This is a genomic window from Sagittula sp. SSi028 (genome assembly GCF_048553715.1).
GTDB lineage: Bacteria > Pseudomonadota > Alphaproteobacteria > Rhodobacterales > Rhodobacteraceae > Sagittula.
The window spans coordinates 456655-480057 of sequence record NZ_JBLZNC010000003.1 but is presented as its reverse complement, the minus strand read 5'-3'; the positions used below and the strand labels follow the sequence as shown (position 1 = coordinate 480057).

Sequence of the window (23403 nt, the reverse complement as noted above, 5' to 3'; positions counted from 1 at the left end):
CTGCGGGACGGGCGCATTATGTCGTGCCGCATGACAGACCCCGTCCTGACCTTTACCCCGAACGGCATCTATTGCCCTGCAGGTGATTTCTACGTCGACCCTTGGCGGCCGGTGGACCGTGCTTTGATCACCCATGGACACGCCGATCATGCCCGCAGTGGTCATAACCGTTACCTTGCGACCCATGCGGCGCTGCCTGTCATGCGGCACCGGTTGGGGGATATCACAGCAGAGGGGATCGCCTACGGCGAGATCCGTCAAATTGGCGGCGCGCGCGTTTCTTTTCACCCCGCAGGACATTTGCCGGGATCAGCCCAGATCCGCATCGAGGTGGACGGATGTGTCTGGGTCGTGTCGGGCGACTACAAGACCACCGACGACGGCTTTTGCGAACCGTACGAACCTGTACGGTGCCACAGCTTTATCACCGAATGCACCTTTGGCCTGCCGGTCTTCACATGGGCCCCGCAGCGGGACGTGGCGCAGCAGATTAACGCCTGGTGGCAAACCTGTGTCGACGAAGGCAAAACTGCCCTGTTGGGGGCCTATTCGCTTGGCAAGGCGCAGCGGCTGCTGTCCCTGCTTGATCCGATTGGCCCCATCCTGACCCACGGCGCTGTTGAGGCGACGAACGATATCCTCCGTACACAGGGTTACGCCTTGCCCGAGACACAGCATGTGACGCCCGATCTGGATGTAAAATCTCTCAAGGGGGCTTTGGTGGTGGCCCCGCCCTCTGCGCTTGGTGGACAATGGGTGCGCCGGTTTCGCAACCCATCGACGGCCTTTGCCTCTGGCTGGATGCAGATACGTGGCATTCGCAGGCGGCGCGGTATGGATCGCGGGTTTGTTCTGTCGGATCATGCGGATTGGCCGGGTCTTCAGGACGCCATCCGCGAGACCGGTGCCGAAACGATCTATGCCACACATGGCTACACGGATATCTTCGCTCGTTGGCTGCGCGATCAGGGGTATGACGCGCATGTTCTGGAAACCGAGTTTGGCGACGATGACGGGGCTGGCGAATGAAGCAGTTCACACGTCTTTTCACCGCGCTCGACCAAACCACCAAGACCACGGTCAAGACCAAGGCATTGGCCGAATATTTTCGCGAAGCCCCCGATGACGACAAGCTGTGGTGCATCGCGCTGTTCTCTGGCCGCAGGCCGAAACGTGCGATCAACGCCACCGAACTGCGCACCCTCGCCGCAGAGCAGGCCGGCATTCCGCTGTGGCTGTTCGAGGAAAGCTATCCCATTGTCGGCGATCTGGCCGAGACGATCTCTTTGGTTCTGCCACCGCCGAGCCGTGAGACAGACCTGCCGCTAAGCCACTGGATTGATGTACTGAAATCCATCGCGGGCCGTCCGCTGGAAGACCGCCGGGCCGCCGTTCTGGATGCTTGGGACCAGTTGGACACGCGCGAGCGGCTGGTGTTCACCAAGCTGGTCACAGGCGGTTTCCGGATCGGAGTTTCGCGCAAACTGATGACCCGCGCGCTGGCGCAGGCCACCGGTCAGGACGAGGCATCGCTCGCGCTGAAGCTGATGGGCAACTGGACACCGGACAGCACCACCTATCACGCGTTGATCGAAACCACCGACCCGCAGGCGGATGCGTCGCGCCCCTACCCGTTCTACCTTGCCTACCAGCTAGAGGACCGCCCCGAGGATCTGGGGCGCCCGCAAGACTGGCAGGCGGAATGGAAATGGGATGGCATTCGCGGGCAGCTTATCTTGCGCGATGGTGGGCACCATCTTTGGTCCCGCGGCGAGGAACTGCTGACCGATCGCTTCCCTGAATTTGCCCGTGCGGCGGATCATCTGCCGACGGGGTGCGTATTTGATGGCGAGCTTTTGGCATGGCAAGACGGGCCGCTGCCCTTTGCCGATCTGCAACCGCGCATCACCCGAAAGACCGTGCCGAAAAAGCTGCTGCGTGATGCCCCTGTCGTCATGCTGGCCTACGATCTGCTGGAATTTGACGGCCGTGACATTCGCGATGAGCCGTTGAAGACACGCCGCCAACATCTTCAAACCATTTTAGAAAACGCGCCGCCGGACTCGCCTGTACGGTTGTCGAAAGCACTGTCGTTTGACAGCTGGTCAGAGCTGGCAGAGCAGCGTTCCACCGCCCGCGCCCAACGGGCCGAGGGCGTGATGCTGAAACGGCTGTCAGCGCCCTATCTTGCGGGGCGTAAAAAAGGCGACTGGTGGAAATGGAAGCTTGATCCGATGACCGTCGATGCGGTGATGATCTACGCGCAGCAAGGCCATGGCCGTCGCGCCAATCTGTTCACCGACTTCACCTTTGCCGTGTGGGATGGCAACGACCTTACGCCATTTACCAAAGCCTATTCCGGCCTGACCGACGCGGAATTTGACGAAATCACACGCTGGGTGCGGCGCAACACCCTGCAACGTTTTGGGCCCGTGCGGCAGGTCAAACCCGAACATGTCTTTGAAATCGCCTTTGAGGGTATACAGGCCAGCCCGCGCCACAAATCCGGCATTGCCCTGCGGTTTCCCCGTATGAGCCGCTGGCGCAAGGACAAACCGCTCCAAGAGGCCAATACTCTCAGCGACCTACACGATCTCTTGGCAAATTATGGTTAAGCCCATGCGGGATTGTTTACGCCTAGCGCCTTGCCATTCCCGCTTTGTCGTACCTATCTGATAAACAAACACACTGACACCGAGGTTACACATGCCGATCACCCTTCCCCGCCCCGTTCTGGATGCCAATGCGTCAGCCGGAGGAAAGGATCTGGGCCCTCTGCCGGAATGGGATCTGACAGACCTTTACCCCGATCAGGATGCGCCAGAGCTGAAGCGTGATCTGGACTGGCTTGAAGAGGCCTGCCGCAGCTTTGCCACCGATTACGAAGGCAAGCTTGCCGGTCTTGATGCCGCAGGCTTCCTCACCGCAATTCAGCGCCATGAAAAAATCGAGGCGGTCGCAGGCCGGATCATGTCCTTTGCCGGACTGCGCTACTACCAGCTGACCGTTGACCCAGAGCGCGCCAAATTCCTGTCCGATATGCAGGAAAAGATCACCATCTACACCACGCCGCTGGTGTTTTTCACGCTGGAGCTGAACCGGATCGAGGATGCCACCCTTGACGCGCTGTTCGCCGCCAATGCCGATCTTGCCCGCTATCAGCCCGCAATCCGTCGGATCCGCGCGATGAAGCCCTACCAGCTGTCCGACGAGATGGAAAAATTCCTGCACGATATGGGGGTTGTGGGCGACGCGTGGGAGCGTCTGTTCGATGAAACCATCGCCGGTCTGACCTTTGAAATTGATGGCGAAGAGCTCAACATCGAGGCGACGCTGAACTATCTCACCGACCCCGACCGCAGCAAGCGCGAAGCCGCTGCGCGTGAGCTGGCCGAGGTGTTTGGCAAGAACATCAAGACCTTCGCACGCGTCCACAACACGCAGGCCAAGGAAAAGGAAGTCATGGACCGGTGGCGCGGCATGCCGACACCGCAGACCGGGCGTCACCTGTCCAACGATGTGGAACCCGAGGTCGTCGAAGCCCTGCGCAACGCCGTTGTCAACGCCTATCCGCGCCTGTCGCACCGCTACTACGAGCTAAAGCGCAAATGGCTTGGGTTGGACCGCATGCAGGTCTGGGACCGCAACGCCCCCCTGCCGATGGAAACCGACCGCATTGTTGACTGGACCGAGGCGCGTGGCATGGTGATGGACGCCTACACCGCCTTTGACCCGCGCATGGGCGACATCGCGACCCCGTTTTTCGAGAAAGGCTGGATCGATGCGGCGGTGAAGCCGGGCAAGGCGCCGGGTGCTTTTGCGCACCCGACTGTTACCGATGTGCACCCCTATGTGATGCTCAACTACCTTGGAAAACCGCGTGATGTCATGACCTTGGCCCATGAGTTGGGGCATGGCGTACATCAGGTTCTGGCAGCCGAGCAGGGTGAAATGCTGTCCTCGACACCGCTGACATTGGCGGAAACCGCCAGCGTGTTTGGCGAGATGCTGACCTTCCGCAAGATGCTCGAGAACGCCAAGGATCAACAGGAGCGCAAAGTCCTGCTGGCGGGCAAGGTCGAGGATATGATCAACACCGTGGTCCGGCAGATCGCGTTCTACGATTTCGAATGCAAGCTGCATGACGCCCGCCGCGGTGGCGAGCTGACCCCGGATGATATCAACGCGCTCTGGATGTCGGTTCAGGCGGAATCCCTGGGCGAAGCCTTTGACTTCATGGAAGGGTATGAGACCTTCTGGGCCTACATCCCGCATTTCGTCCACTCCCCCTTCTACGTCTACGCTTATGCGTTTGGCGACGGGCTAGTGAACGCGCTCTACGCCGCCTACGAGGAAAATCCCGAAGGGTTCCAGGACAAATATTTCGATATGCTGAAGGCCGGCGGATCCAAGCACCACAAAGAGCTGCTTGCCCCCTTCGGGCTTGACGCCTCGGACCCGACGTTCTGGGACAAGGGCCTGTCGATGATCGAGGGGTTCATTGACGAACTCGAAGCCATGGAAGACTGAGATCCTCGTCTATGAATCAATCGCCGCCCCCTCCGGGCGGCGATTTTCGTTTGCGGGCTGCGTTTACGCGGTCGTCTTACGCAGCATCGCATAAAGCTGGTCTTTCAACGCGGCGCGTTCCTTGCGCAGGGCATCCTCGGCCAACTGCTCCATCGGGGAGACATTGGTTCCGGCCAAATGAACCTTCTGGTTGATCTCATGATAGCTGTCGGCAAGTTTGGCGAAATGCGCATCCTCGGCTTGCAGCGTGCGAATATCGTCGGCGAGGTCGGGGAAATCTGCGATCAGTTGATGGGGCACATGGGACATGCTGTCTCTCCTTTGCTGCTGTCCCCTGCATCGTCGCAGGTTCAACCAAAGGCGTCTTTGACACGCATCAAACGACTTTGGCTTTTACCGACGCGCTGGCCGCCATCCTGCTGCGCGTGCCTCTGCTTCTGTGGAAAAACACCGCTCCCCCTGCGCGGGGTTGATGCGGGTCGCGGCATAGTCACGCTGCCCCGGCATATGGTAAATGCGGTTCCCGCTGCTCCGGCTGATGTTGCCCTTGATGTAGCAGTCGGTCGGGTCTGTCGTGCGGGTCACCACCCGCGCCTTGTCGCGAAAGGCCTGCGGGCTATCGAATTGCAGCGCGTGCATCCCGCGTTTTGCGGATCGGGCCGCGCGCTCTTCGTCGACGTAATCCTGAGAGTAGCGCACAAACGCCACGGCCATCCCATCGCGAACCATATCAGCCCCGATATCACGTCCCCCCACATGGCAACGCGCGACCACACGGCCATAACTGTCGCGGTCCAATTCCTCGCACCGGGCGAACCGCCCTTCGGCCAATTCCTTCAGACGCTCGGTCGCCTCTGCCCCGCAGGCCCATTCCGCCGTGCCTGTGCCACCGCAGGTCTGACGACGTTCGGGGGCATCAATACCGTGCAGCCGGATACGGGTATCGCCCAAATCCAGCGTATCCCCATCAATCACATGTGCCGTGCCTTGGTGTTCCAAAGCCCAAGCGGGGAACGGCAAGGTGGCAAAGACCGTGCTGAGGCCGACAGCCGCGCACGCAAATTTAAGAAATGTAACCATCTGGTTTATGTCAATGATTGTGCCGCGCACTGCAAGGCAGATCGGCAAGGTTCGTTAAACGGTAAAGCCAAGCCAGGTGATCCGTATCGATCACCTAAAGTCGTGCAGCGAACGCCCCATAACAGGCCGCAACTTGCACAAACGGACGCATTTCATCCGCGAAATGCCCAACGCCAGCTGCGCTTACAGCGGCAAGGTGCCAAGAATGCGGTTTTGGGGCAAACGGGACACTTCAACGCCGCTGTCTGTGCGGCGCAGGTTGTAGCCATAGCCCCGTGCACGAAACCGCCACTCTGCCTCGGAAAGCGACTTTTCACGCTCTAGGGTCAGGAAGTCCGCGATCTCCGTCATGTCTTCGGTCAGTTTATCTGCTGCAAACATCTTTAAAATCTCCTGAAACACACTGTTTACAGGTTAAGATTTGCTAACGAAGATGGCCGAATTGTGCCCCGCGTAAGGAGTTTTCGCGATCCGGTGACAATCCCACAGTGGCTATTGCTTTGTTTCAGACACAACCGGCGTGATCCGGCGTTTCAGCACCGCCTCGCGCCAAGTGATAAAGACCACCGCCGCCATGATCACAGAGCCCCCGGCAACCACCCAAAGATCCACCGGCTCGCCAAAGAACAAAGCCCCCATCGCCACCGACCAGACCAGCTGAAGGAACGTCACCGGCTGCGTGACCGTCACGGGCGCCGCCGCAAAGGCAAGCGTCATCGTGTAATGGCCCGCAGTGGCAAAGCACGCGACACCAAACAGAACGGCCAGTTGCGTCCATGTCGGCCAGATCCAAACCGACATGGCCAAAGGGGCCAAGCCAAGCGTGACGGTCAGCGACATCATGGCCACCACCACGGCGGCGCTGACCTTGCCTGACAGAACCTTGGCCAACAGGTAGGACACGCCAAACGCCAACGCCGTGATCAGCATGGCAATGTGGCCCGGATCCAGTTCCCGAAAGCCGGGGCGCAGGATCAACAGCGCTCCCACCAAGGCCGCGACAATGGCCATCACGCGCCGGATCGCCAAGCGTTCCCCCAGAAAGATCACCGCCAGCACCGTCACATAGACCGGATTGAGATAGTTCATGGCCGTCACCTCGGCCAAGGGGATGCGGGTCATGGCAAAAAACCAGAACGCCACACCAATTGTATGCGCGATGCCGCGCAGCCCGAACAACCCCCACAGTTTGCCGGTGAACTGCGTGCGCCGCATGTCGCGCCACATGGGGATAAGAAAGACCAACCCCAGAAGATAGCGCAGAAATGCCGCCTCGACGGCGGGGATCGCCCCGCCCAGCGATTTGACCAATGCGGTCACCATGACAAAGCAAAGCCCTGTCACTGCCATCCAAAAGATGCCCAGGCCGGGCCGGCTTGCCGTATCCATGCGTACAGCATGTTTCACGGCATCGGGAATGTCCACATCACCCGAGCAGCAAAGTTGCCGCAATCGTCCACATGGTCAAACCGACCACAGTATCCAGCACCCGCCACGCGGATGGGCGGGCGAACAGCGGCGCCAGCGCCCGCGCGCCAAAGCCCAAGGCGAAGAAGAACACGGCAGAGGCGCTCATCGCGCCGAAAGCAAACGGCAAGGTCGGGTACTGCGCCGAGATCGATCCCAGCAGGACAACCGTATCAAGATAGACATGCGGGTTTAGCCAGGTCAGGGCCAGACAGGTCAGCACCGCACGCTGCAGGGACTGTGTGCCCTCCCCGGCGGTCAAGGCCTCCCCGCCGCGCCAGGCTTGCAACAGCGTGCGCGCCCCGTACCAGACAAGGAACGCGGCACCGAACAGTCGCATCCCCCATTCCAGACCGGGGATAAGCTCGACCAAGGCACCGAACCCCGCCACACCCGCTGCGATCAGAACCGCATCTGACACCGCGCAGACCAGAACGATCGGCAAGACATACTGGCGCCGCAGCCCTTGCCGCAGCACAAAGGCATTCTGCGCCCCAATCGCCATGATCAGCGACAAAGCCAGTGCAAATCCCGGAAGATAGCCTGTGGTGAAAGCCTGCATCTTGATGTCCCCTGCTGTGCAAACTTGCCAATAACGGGTCGCCGCAATAAAGACGAATTAAACTATCTGCATCCAGTGAAGCATTGCTAATGTATGATCCCGCGCAGCTTGCCGCATTAGAAGCCGTGTTACGGCTCGGCGCCTTTGACGCGGCCGCTGCGGAATTGCGGATCACACCGTCCGCTGTGTCGCAACGTATCCGCGCCTTGGAAACACAGGTCGGCGCACCACTGGTGTTGCGCCAAAGCCCTGCGCGCGCGACAGACATGGGCGCACGGCTGGCGCGCCACGCCCGTGATATCGCGCTTCTTGACGCCGCATTGGCCAATGATCTGGGTCAGGCCATGCAGGCCCGGCTGCGCGTGGCGCTGAACGCAGACAGTCTTGACACATGGGCCATTCCCGCCTTGGCACAGACCGATTTTTTGTTCGACATCGTGGTCGAGGATGAGACCGCCTCCGACCAGCTATTGCGCAACGGCGAGGTGACGGCCGCGATCATGACCCGCGCCGCGCCCGTGCAAGGTTGCGAGACCCATGCCTTGGGCATCATGCGCTACATCGCGACCTGCGCGCCGGAGTTCAAAGCCCGCTGGTTCCGCGATGGGGTGAGCCCATACAGCCTATCGCGCGCGCCGATGCTGGATTTCTCCGGCAAGGACCGGTTGCAGCGCGGGTGGCTGGGCCAGATCTGCGACACGCCCCCTGCCCCGCCGGTCCATATCCTGCCCTCCACCCATGGGTTTGTGACCGCCGCCCGTTGCGGATTGGGCTGGGGGTTGAACCCCCTGCCGCTGGTCGCCGAGGATCTGAAGCAAGGCACATTGGTCGCCATGTCGGATACGGTTCGGGACGTGACGCTGTATTGGCAAGTCCGAAGCCACGCCGCCCCGGCGGTGCTGCCGCTGACGCGCGCGTTGAAGCGGGCGGCGCGCACGGCGCTGTTGCCTGTCACACCGCAATAAAAAACGCGCGCAGGACCCCCTACGCGCGCTTTTCGCAAATACAATACGGACTTACAGCTGGGCCATAACCTCGTCGGTGGCCTCGAAGTTGGTGGTCACGCGCTGCACGTCGTCGTCCTCTTCCAAGGCGTCGACCAGTTTCATCAGCGACTGCATTCCATCCAGATCAAGCTCGGTCGTGGTGGTGGGTTTCCAGATCAGCTTGGTGGATTCGGATTCGCCCAGATCCGCTTCCAGTGCGGTGGACACCTCGTTCAGATCGGTGTCGGCGCAGTAGATGGTGTGCCCCTCGTCCGAGCTTTCGACGTCTTCTGCACCCGCTTCAATCGCGGCCATCATGATGTCGTCGGCATCGCCTGCAGCTGCGGGATAGACGATCTCGCCCTTGCGTTCGAACATGAACCCGACCGAGCCGGTCTCGCCCAGATTGCCGCCGTTCTTGGTAAAGGTAGACCGCACGGTCGAGGCAGTGCGGTTACGGTTGTCGGTCATCGCCTCGACGATCACCGCGACACCGTTCGGCCCGTAGCCTTCGTAGCGGATTTCCTCGTAATCCTCCGCATCACCGCCTACAGCCTTTTTGATGGCGCGTTCAATGTTGTCCTTGGGCATCGACTGGCCCTTGGCTTCCTTGACGGCCAGACGCAGACGCGGGTTTTTCTCCGGGTCAGGGTCGCCCATCTTGGCTGCGATGGTGATTTCCTTGGAGAGTTTGGAAAAAACCTTGGCCCGCAGTTTGTCCTGACGGCCCTTGCGGTGCTGGATGTTTGCCCATTTGGAATGGCCGGCCATGATCTCGCCTCTTGGTTACGCGTTCTTAGAAATTCGCGTCTCTATACGCCAAGCGGGCAAGGCTTGCCAAGGGCCGCCACGCGCGGCTCTGGCGGCCCCCACCTAAAGCGGAAAGAAGATCGGGATCAAAAGCGACCCCAGCACCGCCACCATCACGTTCATCGGCACACCGATGCGCAAGAAGTCGGTGAAGGTATAGCCGCCCGGCCCATAAACCAGCGTATTGGTCTGATAGCCGATGGGCGTGGCAAAGGAACATGACGCCGCCAGCATGACCGCCACCACCAGCGGGCGTGGATCAATGCCCAGCGATTGCCCCAGCGAAATCGCGATGGGAGTGACCACAACGGCCACCGCGTTATTGGACACGATCTCCGTCAACGTAGACGACAACAAAAACACCGCCATGACCACGGCCCAGCCCGGCAGTTCGGCCAGAAACGGTGCCACCGCATCGACCACCAGCTTCACCGCGCCAGAGCTTTCAAGCGCCGCACCGATGGCAAGCATGGCAAAAATCAGCGCCAGCAACTGCCCCTCGATAAAGGAGAACGCCTCATCCGCATCAATGCAACGTGTCAGCAACACAATCGCCACGGCGATCACCGCAAGCGTCAGGATATTCGCCACGCCGAAGGCCGACAGCAAGACGATGCCCAACAGCGCACCGATGGCGATCGGGGCCTGCGCCCGGCGAAAGGCGCGCGCGGACGGCTGCGAGACATCGACCAGCGCCATATCATCGGCCAGACGTTTGATGTCCTCGGGGTTGCCCTCCAACAGCAGCGTGTCGCCCACGCGCACCACCAGATCGTCCAACTGGCGCCCGATGTTCTGGTTCCGGCGATGCACGGCCAGCGGGTAGACGCCATAGCGCCGGCGCAGGCGCAGCGCGCCTAGATTGCGGCCCACCATCTTGCACCCGGGAGAGATCAGCACCTCCACCGTGGTGGTTTCCTTGGCCGAAACCTGATCCACCCGTTTGAGGGATTTATCCCGCTGCAGTGACAAAAGCTCTGTCATCTGGGTGCGCAGAACCACGCGGTCGCCGACCTGAAGCTCTACCCCGTCCAGATTGCGCCGCAGCGATTCATCGCCGCGCACCACGTCGATCAGCCGCACGCCTTCGCGCTTGAACAGCTGAACGCCCAAGACCTCGCGCCCGATCAGGTTGGACTCGGGGGGAACGACCGCTTCGGTAAAGAATTTCATCCGCGACCGGTCTGTCAGCATCCCCGCCATCGAGTGACGCTCTGGCAGCAAGCTGCGCCCGAAGAGCGTCACAAACCCCATGCCCGCCACAGCCAGCACAATGGCCAGCGGCGTGACCTCGAAGATGCCAAAGTGATCAAGCCCCGCGTTGCGCGCCACCCCATCCACCAGCAGGTTGGTCGAGGTGCCAATCAGCGTCGTGGTGCCGCCCAGAATCGCCGCGTAGCTGAGCGGGATCAACAAACGCGATGGCGTTGTGCCGAGCTGCCCCGCGATCTGCACCATGATCGGCAGCATAACGACCACCACGGGGGTGTTGTTCAAAAAGGCCGACGCCACCAGAACGGAGAGGAAAATGCCGATCATCGCCAGTTTGGGGCGCACCCGCACCTGCGCCTGCGCCACCCCGGTAAAGGCATCCAGCGCGCCGGTCCGCACCAGTGCGCCCATCACGATGAACATCGCGGCAATCGTCCACGGCGCGGGGTTCGACAGCACAGCCACCCCGCTGTCGTAGTCCAGAATTCCCGTCAACAAAAGGAATGCCACGCCGCCGATGGCCACGACCTCGGTCGGGTAGACCTCGCGGACAAAAAGCACCAGCATCACGGCCAGCGTGCCCAGCGTCATCCAGGCCTCGGTCATTTGGCCCAGTTCCAATCCGATCATCTACGTCTCGCCCTGCTCGTGGCTGTGTCCAAACCAGCGCATCTTGCAAGATCGCCGTTCAGCACACAAGATCCCGCCCGTCAGCTTGGTCCGCTTTGCTGCAAACGGCCGCCCTGACGCACCATTGCGATGCTTTTTGCTTTGCCTGTCAGGTCATCGGTTTCGACAAAGATGCCCGACAGGGTGGCCTCGCCCGATGCCGGCTCGAACCGGCCTTTCGACATGCCGTTGACAAAGCGGCGCAGTGGCTCGGCCGGTTCCATCCCGATGACCGAGTTGTAGTCGCCGCACATGCCCGCATCGCTAAGAAACGCCGTCCCCTTAGGCAGGATTTGCGCGTCCCCTGTGGGCACGTGGGTGTGCGTGCCCACCACAAGGCTCGCACGGCCATCGCAGAAATGGCCCATCCCCATCTTCTCGGATGTCGCCTCGCAGTGCATGTCTACTACGATGGCCTGTGCCTGCCCGCCCAGCGGATGACGCTTCAACACCTCGTCCACCGCGGCGAAGGGGCTGTCATAATTACGGCTCATGAACACCTGCCCCAAGGCCTGCACCACCAGGATCTTGCGCCCGCGCGCGTCCTTGTACATGGCCGCCCCGCGCCCCGGTGCCGCCCGGGCAAAGTTCAACGGCCGCACAATGCGTGTGTCGCTTTCGATATGGGACAGCATTTCCTTTTGGTCAAAGGCATGGTCCCCCAGCGTAATCACATCTGCACCCGCGTCAAAGATCGCCTTGGCATGGGCTGCGTTCAGCCCAGCACCATTGGTGGCGTTCTCCGCGTTCACGATCACGAAGTCGAGTTTCCAATCCTGTCGCAGCGCCGGAAGCCGGTCCACGATCCCCTGCCGCCCTGCGCGGCCCATCACATCGCCAAGAAAAAGTATACGCATGTCCGTTGACCTACGCCCCGCTGCAGCAAAAGCAAAGCCCAAACGCAACGTGCCCTGACCTTACAGGCAGTCCACGGCCTCGCGCGCGGCGTCCGCCGCGTATGGGCCCAGATCGCGGGCGGAGATCTGGCCGTCAAAGCGCACAGCCATCAGCCGGGACCAGTCTGCGCTGGCCAAGATCATCTCGGGACCTTCGCCGCAGTCGCGTAGCCCACCGGCGATGTAATCCCAACCGATCTGGTGGTTTGTCAGCCCTTGCGCCGCCGCAACCTGTGTCAGCCCACTGTCACCATAGCGCCAGATGCGCAGGGTCTTGGCCAGATGCGGGCGGTCGATATAGGCAACCTCGATCGCGCCATCCCCGTCCAGATCCGCCGCACCAATCACCGCCAGCCAACGGTTGCGTCGGCCGATCGGAGGCGTCTGAGCGATGGTTTGGCCCGTCGCATCGTAGATGGCCAGTTTTGCCCCTGCATCCACGCTGGAGACGACCGTGACCACCTCGGCGCAGGCATCACCGTCCATATCAACCACGAGCGGGGCGATATCCTCGAACACCTGCGTGTGGGGCAAACTGATGCGCAGAGTCGATTCGTCGTCGCGCCCCAGAACCAGATCGGCGTATTCGCCCTCTGCCCCCAACACACGATGGCCATAGCGCCCCGTCGGCGTGTCATATTCCGCCTGTGTGACGCACAAGGCGGCCACCTGACCCGCCGGTGCAACAAGCGCAAGCGTCATCAATGCGCCGCGAACAAGACGCCGCAGCACGTGATGCCCGTGACGCGGCGCCCCCCGGATCATCAGATCTGCTTTTCCGGCATCTGCACGACCAGACCGTCAAGGTCTTCTGTCACCTTGATCTGGCAGGTCAGGCGCGACCGCTTCGGGTCGGGCTGATAGGCAAAGTCGAGCATGTCCTCTTCCATGTCTTCGCGGGCGGGCAGCTTTTCGACCCAATCCTCGGCCACGTAGACATGGCAGGTGGAGCAGGCACAGGCCCCGCCGCAATCCGCCTCGATTCCGGGGATGTTGTTGTCCCGCGCCCCTTCCATGACGGTCAGCCCGTTGGGGACGTCAACCACATGCTCGGTGCCGCTGTGTTCGATATAGGTGATTTTTGCCATTTCACCGCTCCTGTCGCTTTTGTCGCTTGCCTTCCTAGTCGCACAGGGCTTGCACCGCCAGAGGCTTTGCACCACACGGCCACGCCTGAGACGTTTTGCTGCATCACTTTTGCGCCACGCAATCCACGTCCCTCTTTGCCTGAGACAAGTAAATGTTCTATTTATGTTCGCATGACTTGGCCCCGCCCCCCTTCTGCCTTGCCCGCCCATGCGCTGGACCAGCCGCCCCAAGGCGCGCGGATCTGTGTGGCCGGGCTGGTCATTTTGCGGCAGCGGCCCGGCACCGCAAAGGGCGTGATATTCATCACGTTGGAGGACGAGACCGGCGTGGTCAATGTCATCGTCTGGCGCAGCCTGTATGAAAGGTTCCGCCGCGCGGTCATTGCAGGGCGGATGCTGCGTGTCACCGGACGCGTGCAACGGGACAACGATGTTATCCACGTCATCGCAGAAGAGATTGAGGATATTTCGCAACTGCTGGACCTGTTGCTGGACCCCGACCTTCCCAGCCCGCCCCAGACACGCTAGACTACGGTCAATGAAAACAGCCTTGAACGAGGCCCGAGCAGTGAAATCGCACCCCGATACGCGCGCCGTCGTGCGTCTCGCCCGGAGTGGCACGTGCCGCCGGAGCCTTGTTTGCGCGCTGATGTTCCCGCTTTTGACAGCCTGCACCATGCCCAAGGGCACAGAGGACGACACAGCGACCCGCGCGGAATTTTCGACCATTCAACCTGTGGCGCTGTCACCTGTGCGCATCGCCCCGCCGGTGATTGCCCTGTCCAACGGGCGCTGTCAGGCGCGCGAGGAAACACCCGCCGTTTATGAACACGTTATGGGCGAAGTGCGCGTCATTCAGGCGGAAATCGCGGATGACGGCACGGTCATAACTCCTGCGGTCTATCGCCGTGCGCCGGTGCCAAAGATCGTACGCGAACGTTCCGAGATCATCTTTGACGCGGTCTGCGGGCACCAGATGACGCCAGAGTTTCTGTCGTCCTTGCAGCGCGCACTGGCCGCGCGGGACTACTTTCACGGCAACGTAACAGGCATGATCGACGCACCAACCGCCGCCGCGATCCGCAAGTATCAGCGCGAACGCGGTCTCGACAGTGCGCAGCTGTCGCTGGACACGGCCCGGATGCTTGGGTTGATCACCGTCGATATCGACATCGACGACAGCTAACAAAAAGGGCGCCCGAACGGCGCCCTCTTCTCATTCATGGGATGGGACAATCAGTCCTCCTGCAGACCCAGCGCCACAAAGCGCGGGTCGCCGCCACGACGCACCAGCAGCAAAATGGACTTGCGCCCTTCTTCGCGAGCCTCGGCCACGCGGTCTTCGAGGTCGCTGACGCTGGCCACGGCAGTCTGCCCTGCCTCGGTGATGACGTCACCGGCGCGCACGCCTTTTTCAAAGGCCTCGGACGCCTCGTCTACCGACATCACCGCCAGACCATCAACACCCGCAGGCACGGACAGCTCTTCGCGCAGGTCTTCTGTCAGCGGTGACAGGGTCAGCCCCATGGTTTCCATTTCTTGCGGCTCGTCAGCCGGAGCTTCCAGCGAAGCAGGCACCGAGCTTTCAGCCTCTTCACGACGACCCAGCGTGATTTTCAGGGTCTGTGTGGTGCCGTCGCGGTTCACCATGACGCGCACGGTCTTGCCGACCGGCGTGTTGGCAACGGTGCGGACCAGTTGGCGTGTGTCTTCCACATCGACGCCGTCGAACGAGACGATCACATCACCGGCCTGCATGCCGCCTTCCATCGCGGGACCTTCGGGGACATCGGACACAAGCGCGCCTTTGGCTTCGGACAGGCCCAGCGCCTCTGCCACGTCTTCGGTCACATCCTGAATGCGCACACCCAGCCAGCCACGGCGGGTCTCACCGAACTCTTTGAGCTGATCCACCACGCGGGTCACCACATTGGACGCCATCGAAAAGCCGATCCCGATCGAGCCGCCGTTGGGCGACAAAATCGCGGTGTTCACGCCAATGACCTCGCCATCCATGTTGAACAGCGGACCGCCCGAGTTGCCGCGGTTGATCGCCGCGTCGGTCTGGATGTAATCGTCATAGGTGCCCGACAAAGCGCGGTTGCGCGCGGAGACGATCCCGGCCGAGACCGAGAAGCCCTGCCCCAGCGGGTTGCCCATGGCCATAACCCAATCGCCGACACGGGCTTTGTTGGAATCGCCAAAGTTGACGTATTTCAGCGCGTTATCCGCCTCGACCTTCAGCAGGGCGATATCGGTGTTGGGATCGGTGCCGACCAGCGTCGCGGGCAGTTCGAACCCTTCGAAGAATTCGATCTGGATTTCATCCGCGCCTTCGATGACGTGGTTGTTGGTGACGATAAAGCCGTCCTCGGAGATCACAAAGCCCGAGCCCAGCGCCGAAGAGCGGCGTGGCGACTGGTCGCCATTGCGGTCTTGGAATTCGCGGAAAAAGTCCTCGAAGGGGGAGCCTTCGGGCACGATGCCCTGCGGCCCTGTGCGCCCCGCCACCGTCGTGGATGTTGTGATGTTCACCACCGCCGGGCTGATGCGTTCTGCCAATTCGGCGAAGCTTTCCGGTGCGCCGCGCGCATGCGCCATCAGCGATTGCGAAAGAATTAGAACCATCGAGAGCGTCGTCAGCCAGAAAAGCCGAAGAGGCGTCGCATCCTCTCGTGTCTGTGCCATAACTTGCGGTTTCAATGAGATCTCCTTGTCTCTGGTCAGGCCAGTCGCCTCCACCCTCAGGCGACGGCTGCCCTGCACTCTTTCCTCAGTGTGTCAAAGATAGGTGCGCTCGCGCAACACCAAAGGGCAAAAGTGTCGTTCTCACGCCTACGTGACAGGTGGTGAGGGAACTGATTGCAAGATAGCGCAGCACAGGCGCGCGCCAAGCAGCTTTACCCGCCAGCCCACCAGATAAGCGCAATTCCGCAGGCCAGACTGCCCAGACCGATCATCCGGCGGGTGTCGACAGGCGTTTCGCGCAGCGCCTCTAGCAGACGCTCGATAAGCGAAGGGGCCAGTGCGTACACCAGCCCCTCGATCACAAGGACCAGACCGATCCCCGTTAGAATGTCACTGAGCCCCATGGGGTCAGTTGGTCTCTTCGGGCTGCGGCTCACCCACGGGCGAGGTATCGCTGGCCGGACCATCCACCGCATCGCTGTCCTCTTCGTCCTGCGGCTCGGTGGCTTCCATTTCCTCGGCAACGTCGGCTGCCGTGGGGGCGACCGGGTCTTTGGCAGGTTCGACATTCTCCAGCGATGCGGGTGTCTCGATCGGCGCGGTTGGCGTGATCTCTCCCTCATTGCGGAAGTAGTCGAAGAACTGGCTGTCCGGCGTCATAACCATGGTCGAATTGCCGCCTCGGATCGCGTTCTCATAGGCCTGCAAAGACCGGTAGAACGCGAAGAATTCCGGATCGGCACCATAGCTGTCAGCGAAAATGCTGTTGCGCTCGGCGTCGGCCTCACCACGGATCACGTTGGCCTCGCGCTCCGCCTCGGACAGGGTTTCGACCACGGTACGATCTGCCAGCGCACGTACACGCTGGGCCGCTTCGTTACCGCGTGCGATCTCGTCCGCCGCTTCGCGTTCGCGCTCCGCGCGCATCCGGGCGAAGGTCGCCTCGAGGTTCTGCGCGGGCAGGTTCGTCTGCTTCAGACGGACGTCGACCACATCCAGACCCAGCGACAACGCCTCGCCACGGGCCTGATCACGGATACGGATCATCAGCTCGCCGCGATCCTCGGACAAGATGGTGTCAGAGGTCACCTGATCGGCACCAAGCACCTCACGGATCTGGGCGTTCAGAATGCCCTGAAGACGATCCTCGGCCACGCGCACGCCGCCGACACCCACGGCCTGACGGAACTGCACCACATCGGCGATGCGGTAGCGGGCAAAGGCGTCCACGACCAAGCGACGGTCATCCGATGGGGTCACCTCGATGGTTTCGGTGTCCAGCGACAAGATGCGGTCGTCATAGGTGACCACCTCGTCGAGAAGCGGCACCTTGAACCCCAGACCGGGCTCTTCCTTGACGGCCTTGATCTGGCCGAACCGCAGAACCAGCGCCTTTTCACGCTCGTCCACCACAAAGATCGAGGACAGCACCACGACCAGCACCACGACAAAAGCGGGCAGAATATAGGTTGTCTTGTTCATGACTGTGCCCTCCTTCAGTTCGATTGGCCGGACGAGCGGCTCAGCTCGTTCAAGGGAAGATAGGGCACCACACCCCCTGCCCCGCCGTCAGAGCCGGTCAGCGCCTCATCGAGGATCATCTTGTCCACGTCGCCAAGAACCTTTTCCATGGTTTCCAGATAAAGGCGGCGGCGGGTGACCTCGGGGGCCATCGCGTATTCCTGCTGGACAGAGGTAAAGCGTGCCGCCTCACCCAAGGCTTCGTTGACAACCTGCGCGCGGTAACCCTCGGATTCCTCGCGTGTCTGGGCGGCCTGACCGCGGGCCTCGGCGACAACGCGGTTGGCATAGGCATCCGCCTCACGCTCCAGACGGTCACGCTGCTGTTCGGCGGCCTGCACTTCGCGGAAGGCGTCAATCACCTCTGCGGGCGGTTCTGCACCGCGCAGGTTGACCCGAACGATACGGATACCGCTTTCGTATTCATCAAGCGTGGCCTGAATGTTTTCCTGTGCGGTGTCGGCAATCAGCCCACGATCGCGGTTCAGGATCGGCGCAAGGTTGGTCGCGGCGATAATTTCACGCATCGCCGATTCAGAGACCGCCTGAACGGTTTCCTGCGGCTCTGCGATGTTGAACAGCATCAGCGCGGGGTCCGCTACGTTCCAGACCACCTGAAAATCGATGTCGACGATATTGGCATCCGTGGTCAGCATCAGCCCGTCATCGCTGCGGGTGCTGCCGCCGATGGTCTCTGTGCGTTCCGACGTCACGTTGACCTTGTCATAGGTGACAAAGGGCCAAGGCGCGAAGTTCAGACCGGGCTCGCCCGTGCTGGAGTAATCGCCAAGGAACAGTTCAACCGACTGCTCTTCGGGTTTGACGGTGTAAAAGCTGGATGCCGCCCAAAGCCCGACAAGCACCAGCGCACCGATGGCCAGCATGCCCTTGGACACGCCCGGCCCGCCAGAGCCACCACCGCCCGCAGGGCGACCGGTGCCGTTGCCACCACGACCGCCCATGAGGACGCGCAGTTGCTCTTGGCCTTTTTTCATCAGCTCGTCGATCTCGGGGATCTGGTTGTCCTCGGGGCGTCGACCACCGCCGCCACCCGAAGGCGGGCGCTGGCCATTGCCGCCGCCCTGATTGCCACCGCCCCCCCAGGGGCCGCCGCTGTTTCCTGCCATGAAGTTCTACCCTTCCTGAAACATTTCTTATGACTGTATCGCCATCATCGCATTTGATCACGATATAACTGTGTACAAAGGACGGGAAATCAACCGCTCCCGCCTGCGGCATTCTGGGGCGTCAGACCGTTCGCGTCGGATTCCGCATGGTCACGATTTCTTCGGACATGGTCGGATGCACCGCAACTGTGCGGTCGAAATCCTCTTTGGTTGCCCCCATCTTTACGGCGATGCCCGCCAGCTGGATCATCTCGCCCGCACCCGGTGCCACGATGTGACAGCCCAGAACCGTGCGATTGGCCTTTGAGACGATCAGCTTCATCATCACCCGACCGGACCCGTCGGCAAAGGCGGTCTGCATCGGCCGGAAGGATGTGGCATAGACCTCGATCTCTTCTTGTTCGGCGGCCTCTTCCTCGGTCAGGCCCACGGTGCCCAGTTCAGGCTGGGTGAAGACGGCTGAGGGGATCAGGTCATGATCGACCGGCGTCGGGTTGCCGTGGAAGACCGTATTCACAAAGGCCATCCCTTCGCGGATCGCCACCGGGGTCAGGTTCACACGGTCGGTGACATCCCCGATGGCATAGATCGAGGGCACCTTCGTCTGGCTGTATTCGTCCACTTCGACCGCGCCGTTGCGGCCCAGTTCGATGCCCAGCGCCTCGAGCCCCAGACCATCGGTGTTGGGACGGCGCCCCGTGGCAAAGAAAACGGCGTCGAAATCGCGGATCGTGCCATTGGTGGCCTTCACGCGGACCGGCCCATTGGCATCGGCCTTGTCAGTCTTGAGACCGTATTGCGCGTTTTCCACCGGCGCTTCGCCCATGGCGTCGGCTTCGGGCGTACCAACGCAGTGCATCTCGACAATTGTGGTGCCGGTGTGCAAGTCAATGCCACGGTCCTTCATCGCATCGGCGATCAACCCGCGCGCCTCCTCGTCGAAGCCGCGCAAGATCTGCGCCCCGCGGTAGAACTGCGTCACCTCGCAGCCCAGACCGTGCAGGATGCCCGCGAATTCGCACGCGATGTAGCCACCCCCGATGATCAGGACCCTTTGAGGCAGTTTTTCCAGATGGAAGATATCGTCGGACACCATGCCCAGATGGGCGTTCGGCATATCAGGCCGTACGGGGCGACCGCCTGTGGCAACCAGAATATGTTTCGCGGTCTTTTCCTCGCCCGTGGACAGCACCACCGTATGGGCGTCCTTCACCGTGGCACGCGCGTCGAATGTTTCGACCCCCGAGCCTGCGAGCAGTTTGCGGTAGACCCCTTCGAGGCGGTCGAGCTCGGCGTTCAGCTTGGCTCGGAAGGCATCCCAGCTAAAGGTGCCATCAGGAATGTCCCAGCCATAGGCGCGCGCCGCCGTGGGCATGTCGCGGTATTCGCTGGCAAACACCATCAGCTTTTTGGGCACGCAGCCGCGGATGACGCAGGTGCCGCCATATCGGTCTTCTTCGGCCAGGGCCACCTTGGCGCCCGCCTCGCCCGCCGCCACACGCGCGGCTCGCACGCCGCCCGAGCCGCCGCCGATGACAAAAAGATCGTAGTCGAATTCGCTCATGACCCGCTCCGTAGATCTGGGGTTACACCTTTGCGGCAAGGGTATTTCACGGGCGGGGCCGGAACGCCAGAGGTGGTGCTGTCAAGTGATCGTGCGCCCCGCTTCTGTGGGATACTGGGAAGGCCTTGGTGTCTTAGGTATTTTGGCCAAGAAAAAGCCAACGGGGGCGGTCGTTTCAGCGCGGGTCGTTTGCGGAGGTGTAGCGGGCGATTACCTCCAGCGCTTGTGTCGCCTGTTCGGGGGCAAGGCGCGCCAGCGGCAGGACCGTGCGCTGCTCCTGCCCCTTGTGCTGATGGATGATGTAGCTTCGCAGAAGATGATCGCCTGCGCGGTTGATTTCCAGACGCTGGATGGTGTTCCAAGGGATCGTGGTGGGGTTTTGCGGGTTTGGAAGGTGAATGCCTTGGTCGTCCACGCGCAGGGTCTGCGAGGCTGTGGCGCGAAACTGGTCTTTGAGAATGACGGCCAACGCGATGGACAGCAGCACTGCAAAGGTTGCATTGAGAAGAATTGAGAGAGTTCCTGCGTCGGGCTCTGCGAGCTCTTGCAAGAGCCGAAAGACGAACCAAGCCGTGGCCAGTCCCAAGATGAGCTTTCCGTACCGGTTGAAGAGGCCCCGGCCGGAGGAAAGTGTCGCCTCGAACCTTGGGTCGGGCATCATCAGATATCGCTGAAGAGGTTTTCATCCTCGACAAAATCCAGCTGACTTTCGCTGGTGGTGCCCTCGTTGATGTCGCGGATTTCAACCCGCCCATCCCCATGACCGACGATTACCTTGTCGCAGATGTCGATAAACAGGCCGTTCTCGACCACGCCGGGGATCTGGTTGAGCACCATGGACAATTGCCGGGCATTGCCGATGCGCGACAGGTGCAGATCAAGGATATGGTTGCCCTCATCCGTGATAAAGGGGCGCGCACCATTCATACGCAAGGTGGCGTTGCGGCCAAGAACATCCATCGAGATCAGCACTTCCTCGATCAGTGCCTGCGAGGTTTGCCAACCGAAGGGGATCACCTCGACGGGGAGCGGGAATGCGCCAAGCGTCTGGACCTGTTTTGCCGCATCGGCGATCACGATCATCTGGTCGCTGGCTGTGGCCACGATCTTTTCCTGCAAAAGCGCCCCGCCGCCGCCTTTGATCAGGTTCAGCTCGGCGTCGAATTCATCCGCCCCGTCGATCGTCAGATCAAGCCATTTGGCCTCGTCCAGGCTGATCACCTCCAGCCCGACGTCGCGCGCCAGTTCGGCTGTTCGGGTCGAAGTGGGTATGCCTTTGAAGCGCAGGCCGTCTTCGCGGACGCGTTCGCCCAGACAGCGCACCAGCCAAGCCGCCGTTGACCCCGTGCCCAAGCCCACGCGCATGCCGGACTCTACGAAAGAGGCTGCTTGTTTGGCGGCTACGAATTTGGCCTTGTCGATGGGTGAGAGCTCTCCAGACATGCGTGTCCCCTGTTCGTCGGATAATGTCTTATAGCAGTGGTGCGACACCAAATGCCACAGCCTGCGCATGACGCGACTGCGCGTGTTGAGAACGGACCGCAGTTCCCGCGGCGCGCCATTTGGTGGCGGCGTGCAGGTCGCCCCGAGGAGAACCACTGCGAAATGCCCAAATTCCGCCATGCTGCACTGCTAGGGTGTGGAGGTCGTTCTAACCGGAAGAAATCCCAATGCCCGACGTTCAATTGCCTGACACCACCCTGCCCGCGCACCGCATCTCACGCCCGGCCCGCGCCCCTCGCGATCTGTTTAGCCGGTTGAAACAAATCAGCTATCCCGTCGCGGGGGCGATTGTCCGGACGGACATGCCCAGCACACCGGAGCAATCCGGACGAGCCCGGCTGGATGCCGCAAAGGCGCGGCGAATCCTGCCAAGCTGATCCCGATCACAGCGGGATCGGGATACCGGAGGCCTGGATCGTGCCGGTCGGCGCACCCGTGGGGGAGCCACCTATCGGCTCATCGGTGACTGCCAGAACAGCACCCGGCACGCGGGCGGCCATGGCGTCGGACAGGCGCACCGCAAACGTCCCATCCTCGGTCGCAAGGCCCAAGGACACGGGCGCAGACCCGACAGGGATCAGCCAGACCTCCAACGACCGGCCATCGGGCAGGGAGCCGCGCGTCAAATCCAGCACGACAGTATGGGTCGGCGGATCGATGCGCACCGCAAAGGCCAGCTGCCCCTCGGCCGACGACAGTTCGGCGTAGATCTCGTTGCTGCGCGGACCGTCCTGCAGAATGCCGCCCACCATCACAACCCAAGCGAAAGCCGCCCCGCCGATACCGCCGAGGACATACGGCAAAAGCATGCGCCACACAGGCGGCTTGGGCGCCCCATGCAGCGTGGTTTCGATGCGCTTCCAAACACGCGCGGGCGGCGCGCTTTGCGGCATGGCATCGGTCAACGACGCGAAATACGTCTGCCAGGTTTCGACATCCTGCGCGAGCTCCGCATCGCGCGCCATACGCGCCTCGAACGCCTTGCGCTCAGGGCGGCGCAACAGGCCAAGGGCATATTCCGCGGCTTCTGCCTCGACCCCGCCAGGAAGCGCGCCGTTTTGCTGATCATCGGTCATCCGCCCAGACACTCCCGCAGTTGCATCAAACTGCGCCGCAGCCACGTGCGCACAGTGTTCAGTTTGACGCCGGTTTCATCGGCGATCTCGCGATAGGTCAGCCCCTGTAGGTAGACCCGCTGCACCATCTCCGAGCGATCCAGCGGCAGCTCAGACAGGCAGGCTTGCAACGCCCGCGCCTCTGATGCGCTTTCGGCCTGATCCGCCGGCCCCGGACCGCTGTCATATAATCTGTCCGCGATATCCATCGGCGCCATGGATTCCCCATCGCGGCGAAGCTTGCGCAGGCGGTCAATGGCAGCGTTGCGCGTAATTGTAATCAACCAGGTCATAGGCGAGTAGCCATTGCTGCGATACACTCCGGCCTGGTTCCAGATTTTAATATACACATCCTGCAGAACTTCCTCGGCCTGTGCGTCGTCCCGCAAGATACGAAGGCAGACACCGAAAAGTTTCGCGGAGGTTCTGGAATAAATTGCCTGAAATGCTTTGCGGTCGGCCATAGCGACGCGTGCAATCAGGGCTTCTAGCTCTTGTTGTGGTGTCATTTCGCTGCGTTTGCCATCCCTCTTGCCCCTTGCCGCGATATGTTGCACGAACGCTTGCAAGACATTCGGATCAGAG

25 protein-coding genes are annotated in these 23403 nt (G+C 61.5%); 6 read left to right on the top strand and 19 right to left on the bottom strand.

The features are described 5' to 3' along the window. The first annotated feature begins 30 nt into the window (after positions 1-30). The 3 genes from ACN5AZ_RS08540 (at position 31) to ACN5AZ_RS08530 (ending at position 4530) form a co-directional block, all read left to right on the top strand. On the top strand, positions 31-1029 hold the full coding sequence (locus ACN5AZ_RS08540) for a ligase-associated DNA damage response exonuclease (protein ID WP_419428437.1): 999 nt from the start codon (positions 31-33) through the stop codon (positions 1027-1029). Then, positions 1026-2615, top strand: a complete 1590-nt coding sequence (locus tag ACN5AZ_RS08535) for an ATP-dependent DNA ligase (RefSeq protein ID WP_419428436.1) — start codon at positions 1026-1028, stop codon at positions 2613-2615. The genes ACN5AZ_RS08540 and ACN5AZ_RS08535 overlap by 4 nt, the downstream gene beginning before the upstream one ends. 91 nt (positions 2616-2706) lie before the next feature. Continuing rightward, positions 2707-4530 carry a M3 family oligoendopeptidase gene (locus ACN5AZ_RS08530; RefSeq protein ID WP_419428435.1) on the top strand — a complete coding sequence of 608 codons (1824 nt, stop codon included), beginning with the start codon at positions 2707-2709 and terminating at the stop codon, positions 4528-4530. Between the two features lie 63 nt (positions 4531-4593). Here the strand turns inward: ACN5AZ_RS08530 and ACN5AZ_RS08525 are convergent, their stop codons facing one another. From ACN5AZ_RS08525 to ACN5AZ_RS08505, 5 genes are all read right to left on the bottom strand, one after another. Then, entirely contained in the window at positions 4594-4839 is a 246-nt protein-coding gene (locus ACN5AZ_RS08525; RefSeq protein ID WP_419428434.1) for a YdcH family protein, read from the bottom strand. Between the two features lie 84 nt (positions 4840-4923). Then, positions 4924-5610, bottom strand: coding sequence for a thermonuclease family protein (locus ACN5AZ_RS08520; RefSeq protein ID WP_419428433.1), 687 nt, complete (start codon positions 5608-5610; stop codon positions 4924-4926). Positions 5611-5793: 183 nt separating this feature from the next. After that, positions 5794-5991: a hypothetical protein gene (locus ACN5AZ_RS08515; RefSeq protein ID WP_419428432.1), complete on the bottom strand. Its 198-nt coding sequence runs from the start codon at positions 5989-5991 to the stop codon at positions 5794-5796. Positions 5992-6102: 111 nt separating this feature from the next. Beyond that, a complete protein-coding gene (locus tag ACN5AZ_RS08510) occupies positions 6103-6999 on the bottom strand; it encodes a DMT family transporter (RefSeq protein WP_419428431.1) in 897 nt (298 codons plus the stop codon). A 37-nt stretch (positions 7000-7036) separates the two neighbouring features. Further along, complete coding sequence (locus ACN5AZ_RS08505) at positions 7037-7639, bottom strand: LysE/ArgO family amino acid transporter (RefSeq protein ID WP_419428430.1); 603 nt, start codon at positions 7637-7639, stop codon at positions 7037-7039. 89 nt (positions 7640-7728) lie between these two features. On the opposite strand from ACN5AZ_RS08505, the gene ACN5AZ_RS08500 reads away from it, so the two are divergent. Beyond that, entirely contained in the window at positions 7729-8604 is an 876-nt protein-coding gene (locus ACN5AZ_RS08500; protein ID WP_419428429.1) for a LysR family transcriptional regulator ArgP, read from the top strand. 51 nt (positions 8605-8655) lie between these two features. On the opposite strand, the gene ACN5AZ_RS08495 is transcribed toward ACN5AZ_RS08500, so the two are convergent. From ACN5AZ_RS08495 to ACN5AZ_RS08475, 5 genes are all read right to left on the bottom strand, one after another. Beyond that, the gene (locus ACN5AZ_RS08495; protein ID WP_419428428.1) at positions 8656-9396 is read right to left on the bottom strand and encodes a YebC/PmpR family DNA-binding transcriptional regulator; all 741 of its coding nucleotides are present in this window, start codon (positions 9394-9396) and stop codon (positions 8656-8658) included. A gap of 102 nt (positions 9397-9498) precedes the next feature. Beyond that, the gene (locus tag ACN5AZ_RS08490; protein ID WP_419428427.1) at positions 9499-11277 is read right to left on the bottom strand and encodes an SLC13 family permease; all 1779 of its coding nucleotides are present in this window, start codon (positions 11275-11277) and stop codon (positions 9499-9501) included. 80 nt (positions 11278-11357) lie between these two features. Then, positions 11358-12173, bottom strand: a complete 816-nt coding sequence (locus tag ACN5AZ_RS08485; protein ID WP_419428426.1) for a TIGR00282 family metallophosphoesterase — start codon at positions 12171-12173, stop codon at positions 11358-11360. A 60-nt stretch (positions 12174-12233) separates the two neighbouring features. Next, complete coding sequence (locus ACN5AZ_RS08480) at positions 12234-12977, bottom strand: FG-GAP repeat domain-containing protein (RefSeq protein WP_419428425.1); 744 nt, start codon at positions 12975-12977, stop codon at positions 12234-12236. Further along, positions 12977-13300, bottom strand: coding sequence for a 2Fe-2S iron-sulfur cluster-binding protein (locus ACN5AZ_RS08475; protein WP_419428424.1), 324 nt, complete (start codon positions 13298-13300; stop codon positions 12977-12979). Before ACN5AZ_RS08475 ends, ACN5AZ_RS08480 begins: the two co-directional genes overlap by 1 nt. Before the next feature lie 171 nt (positions 13301-13471). On the opposite strand from ACN5AZ_RS08475, the gene ACN5AZ_RS08470 reads away from it, so the two are divergent. Then, positions 13472-13828, top strand: coding sequence for an OB-fold nucleic acid binding domain-containing protein (locus ACN5AZ_RS08470; protein ID WP_419428423.1), 357 nt, complete (start codon positions 13472-13474; stop codon positions 13826-13828). Positions 13829-13976: 148 nt separating this feature from the next. After that, positions 13977-14486 carry a peptidoglycan-binding domain-containing protein gene (locus tag ACN5AZ_RS08465; protein WP_419428422.1) on the top strand — a complete coding sequence of 170 codons (510 nt, stop codon included), beginning with the start codon at positions 13977-13979 and terminating at the stop codon, positions 14484-14486. 50 nt (positions 14487-14536) lie between these two features. Here the strand turns inward: ACN5AZ_RS08465 and ACN5AZ_RS08460 are convergent, their stop codons facing one another. From ACN5AZ_RS08460 to ACN5AZ_RS08420, 9 genes are all read right to left on the bottom strand, one after another. Continuing rightward, complete coding sequence (locus tag ACN5AZ_RS08460) at positions 14537-15988, bottom strand: DegQ family serine endoprotease (RefSeq protein ID WP_419428421.1); 1452 nt, start codon at positions 15986-15988, stop codon at positions 14537-14539. A gap of 212 nt (positions 15989-16200) precedes the next feature. Beyond that, positions 16201-16392 (bottom strand): DUF2065 domain-containing protein, encoded by a 192-nt coding sequence (locus ACN5AZ_RS08455; protein WP_419428420.1) that lies wholly within the window; start codon positions 16390-16392, stop codon positions 16201-16203. 4 nt (positions 16393-16396) lie between these two features. Beyond that, positions 16397-17470 carry a protease modulator HflC gene (gene hflC, locus ACN5AZ_RS08450; RefSeq protein ID WP_419428419.1) on the bottom strand — a complete coding sequence of 358 codons (1074 nt, stop codon included), beginning with the start codon at positions 17468-17470 and terminating at the stop codon, positions 16397-16399. Between the two features lie 14 nt (positions 17471-17484). Continuing rightward, a complete protein-coding gene (gene hflK, locus ACN5AZ_RS08445) occupies positions 17485-18636 on the bottom strand; it encodes an FtsH protease activity modulator HflK (protein ID WP_419428418.1) in 1152 nt (383 codons plus the stop codon). A gap of 121 nt (positions 18637-18757) precedes the next feature. Beyond that, positions 18758-20200: an FAD-dependent oxidoreductase gene (locus ACN5AZ_RS08440; protein ID WP_419428417.1), complete on the bottom strand. Its 1443-nt coding sequence runs from the start codon at positions 20198-20200 to the stop codon at positions 18758-18760. A 175-nt stretch (positions 20201-20375) separates the two neighbouring features. Further along, positions 20376-20786 (bottom strand): hypothetical protein, encoded by a 411-nt coding sequence (locus ACN5AZ_RS08435; protein ID WP_419428416.1) that lies wholly within the window; start codon positions 20784-20786, stop codon positions 20376-20378. 74 nt (positions 20787-20860) lie between these two features. After that, positions 20861-21643: a ribose-5-phosphate isomerase RpiA gene (gene rpiA, locus ACN5AZ_RS08430; protein ID WP_419428415.1), complete on the bottom strand. Its 783-nt coding sequence runs from the start codon at positions 21641-21643 to the stop codon at positions 20861-20863. Positions 21644-22086: 443 nt separating this feature from the next. Further along, positions 22087-22779: an anti-sigma factor gene (locus ACN5AZ_RS08425; RefSeq protein WP_419428414.1), complete on the bottom strand. Its 693-nt coding sequence runs from the start codon at positions 22777-22779 to the stop codon at positions 22087-22089. After that, complete coding sequence (locus ACN5AZ_RS08420) at positions 22776-23327, bottom strand: sigma-70 family RNA polymerase sigma factor (RefSeq protein ID WP_419428413.1); 552 nt, start codon at positions 23325-23327, stop codon at positions 22776-22778. The genes ACN5AZ_RS08425 and ACN5AZ_RS08420 overlap by 4 nt, the downstream gene beginning before the upstream one ends. Positions 23328-23403: the final 76 nt, after the last annotated feature.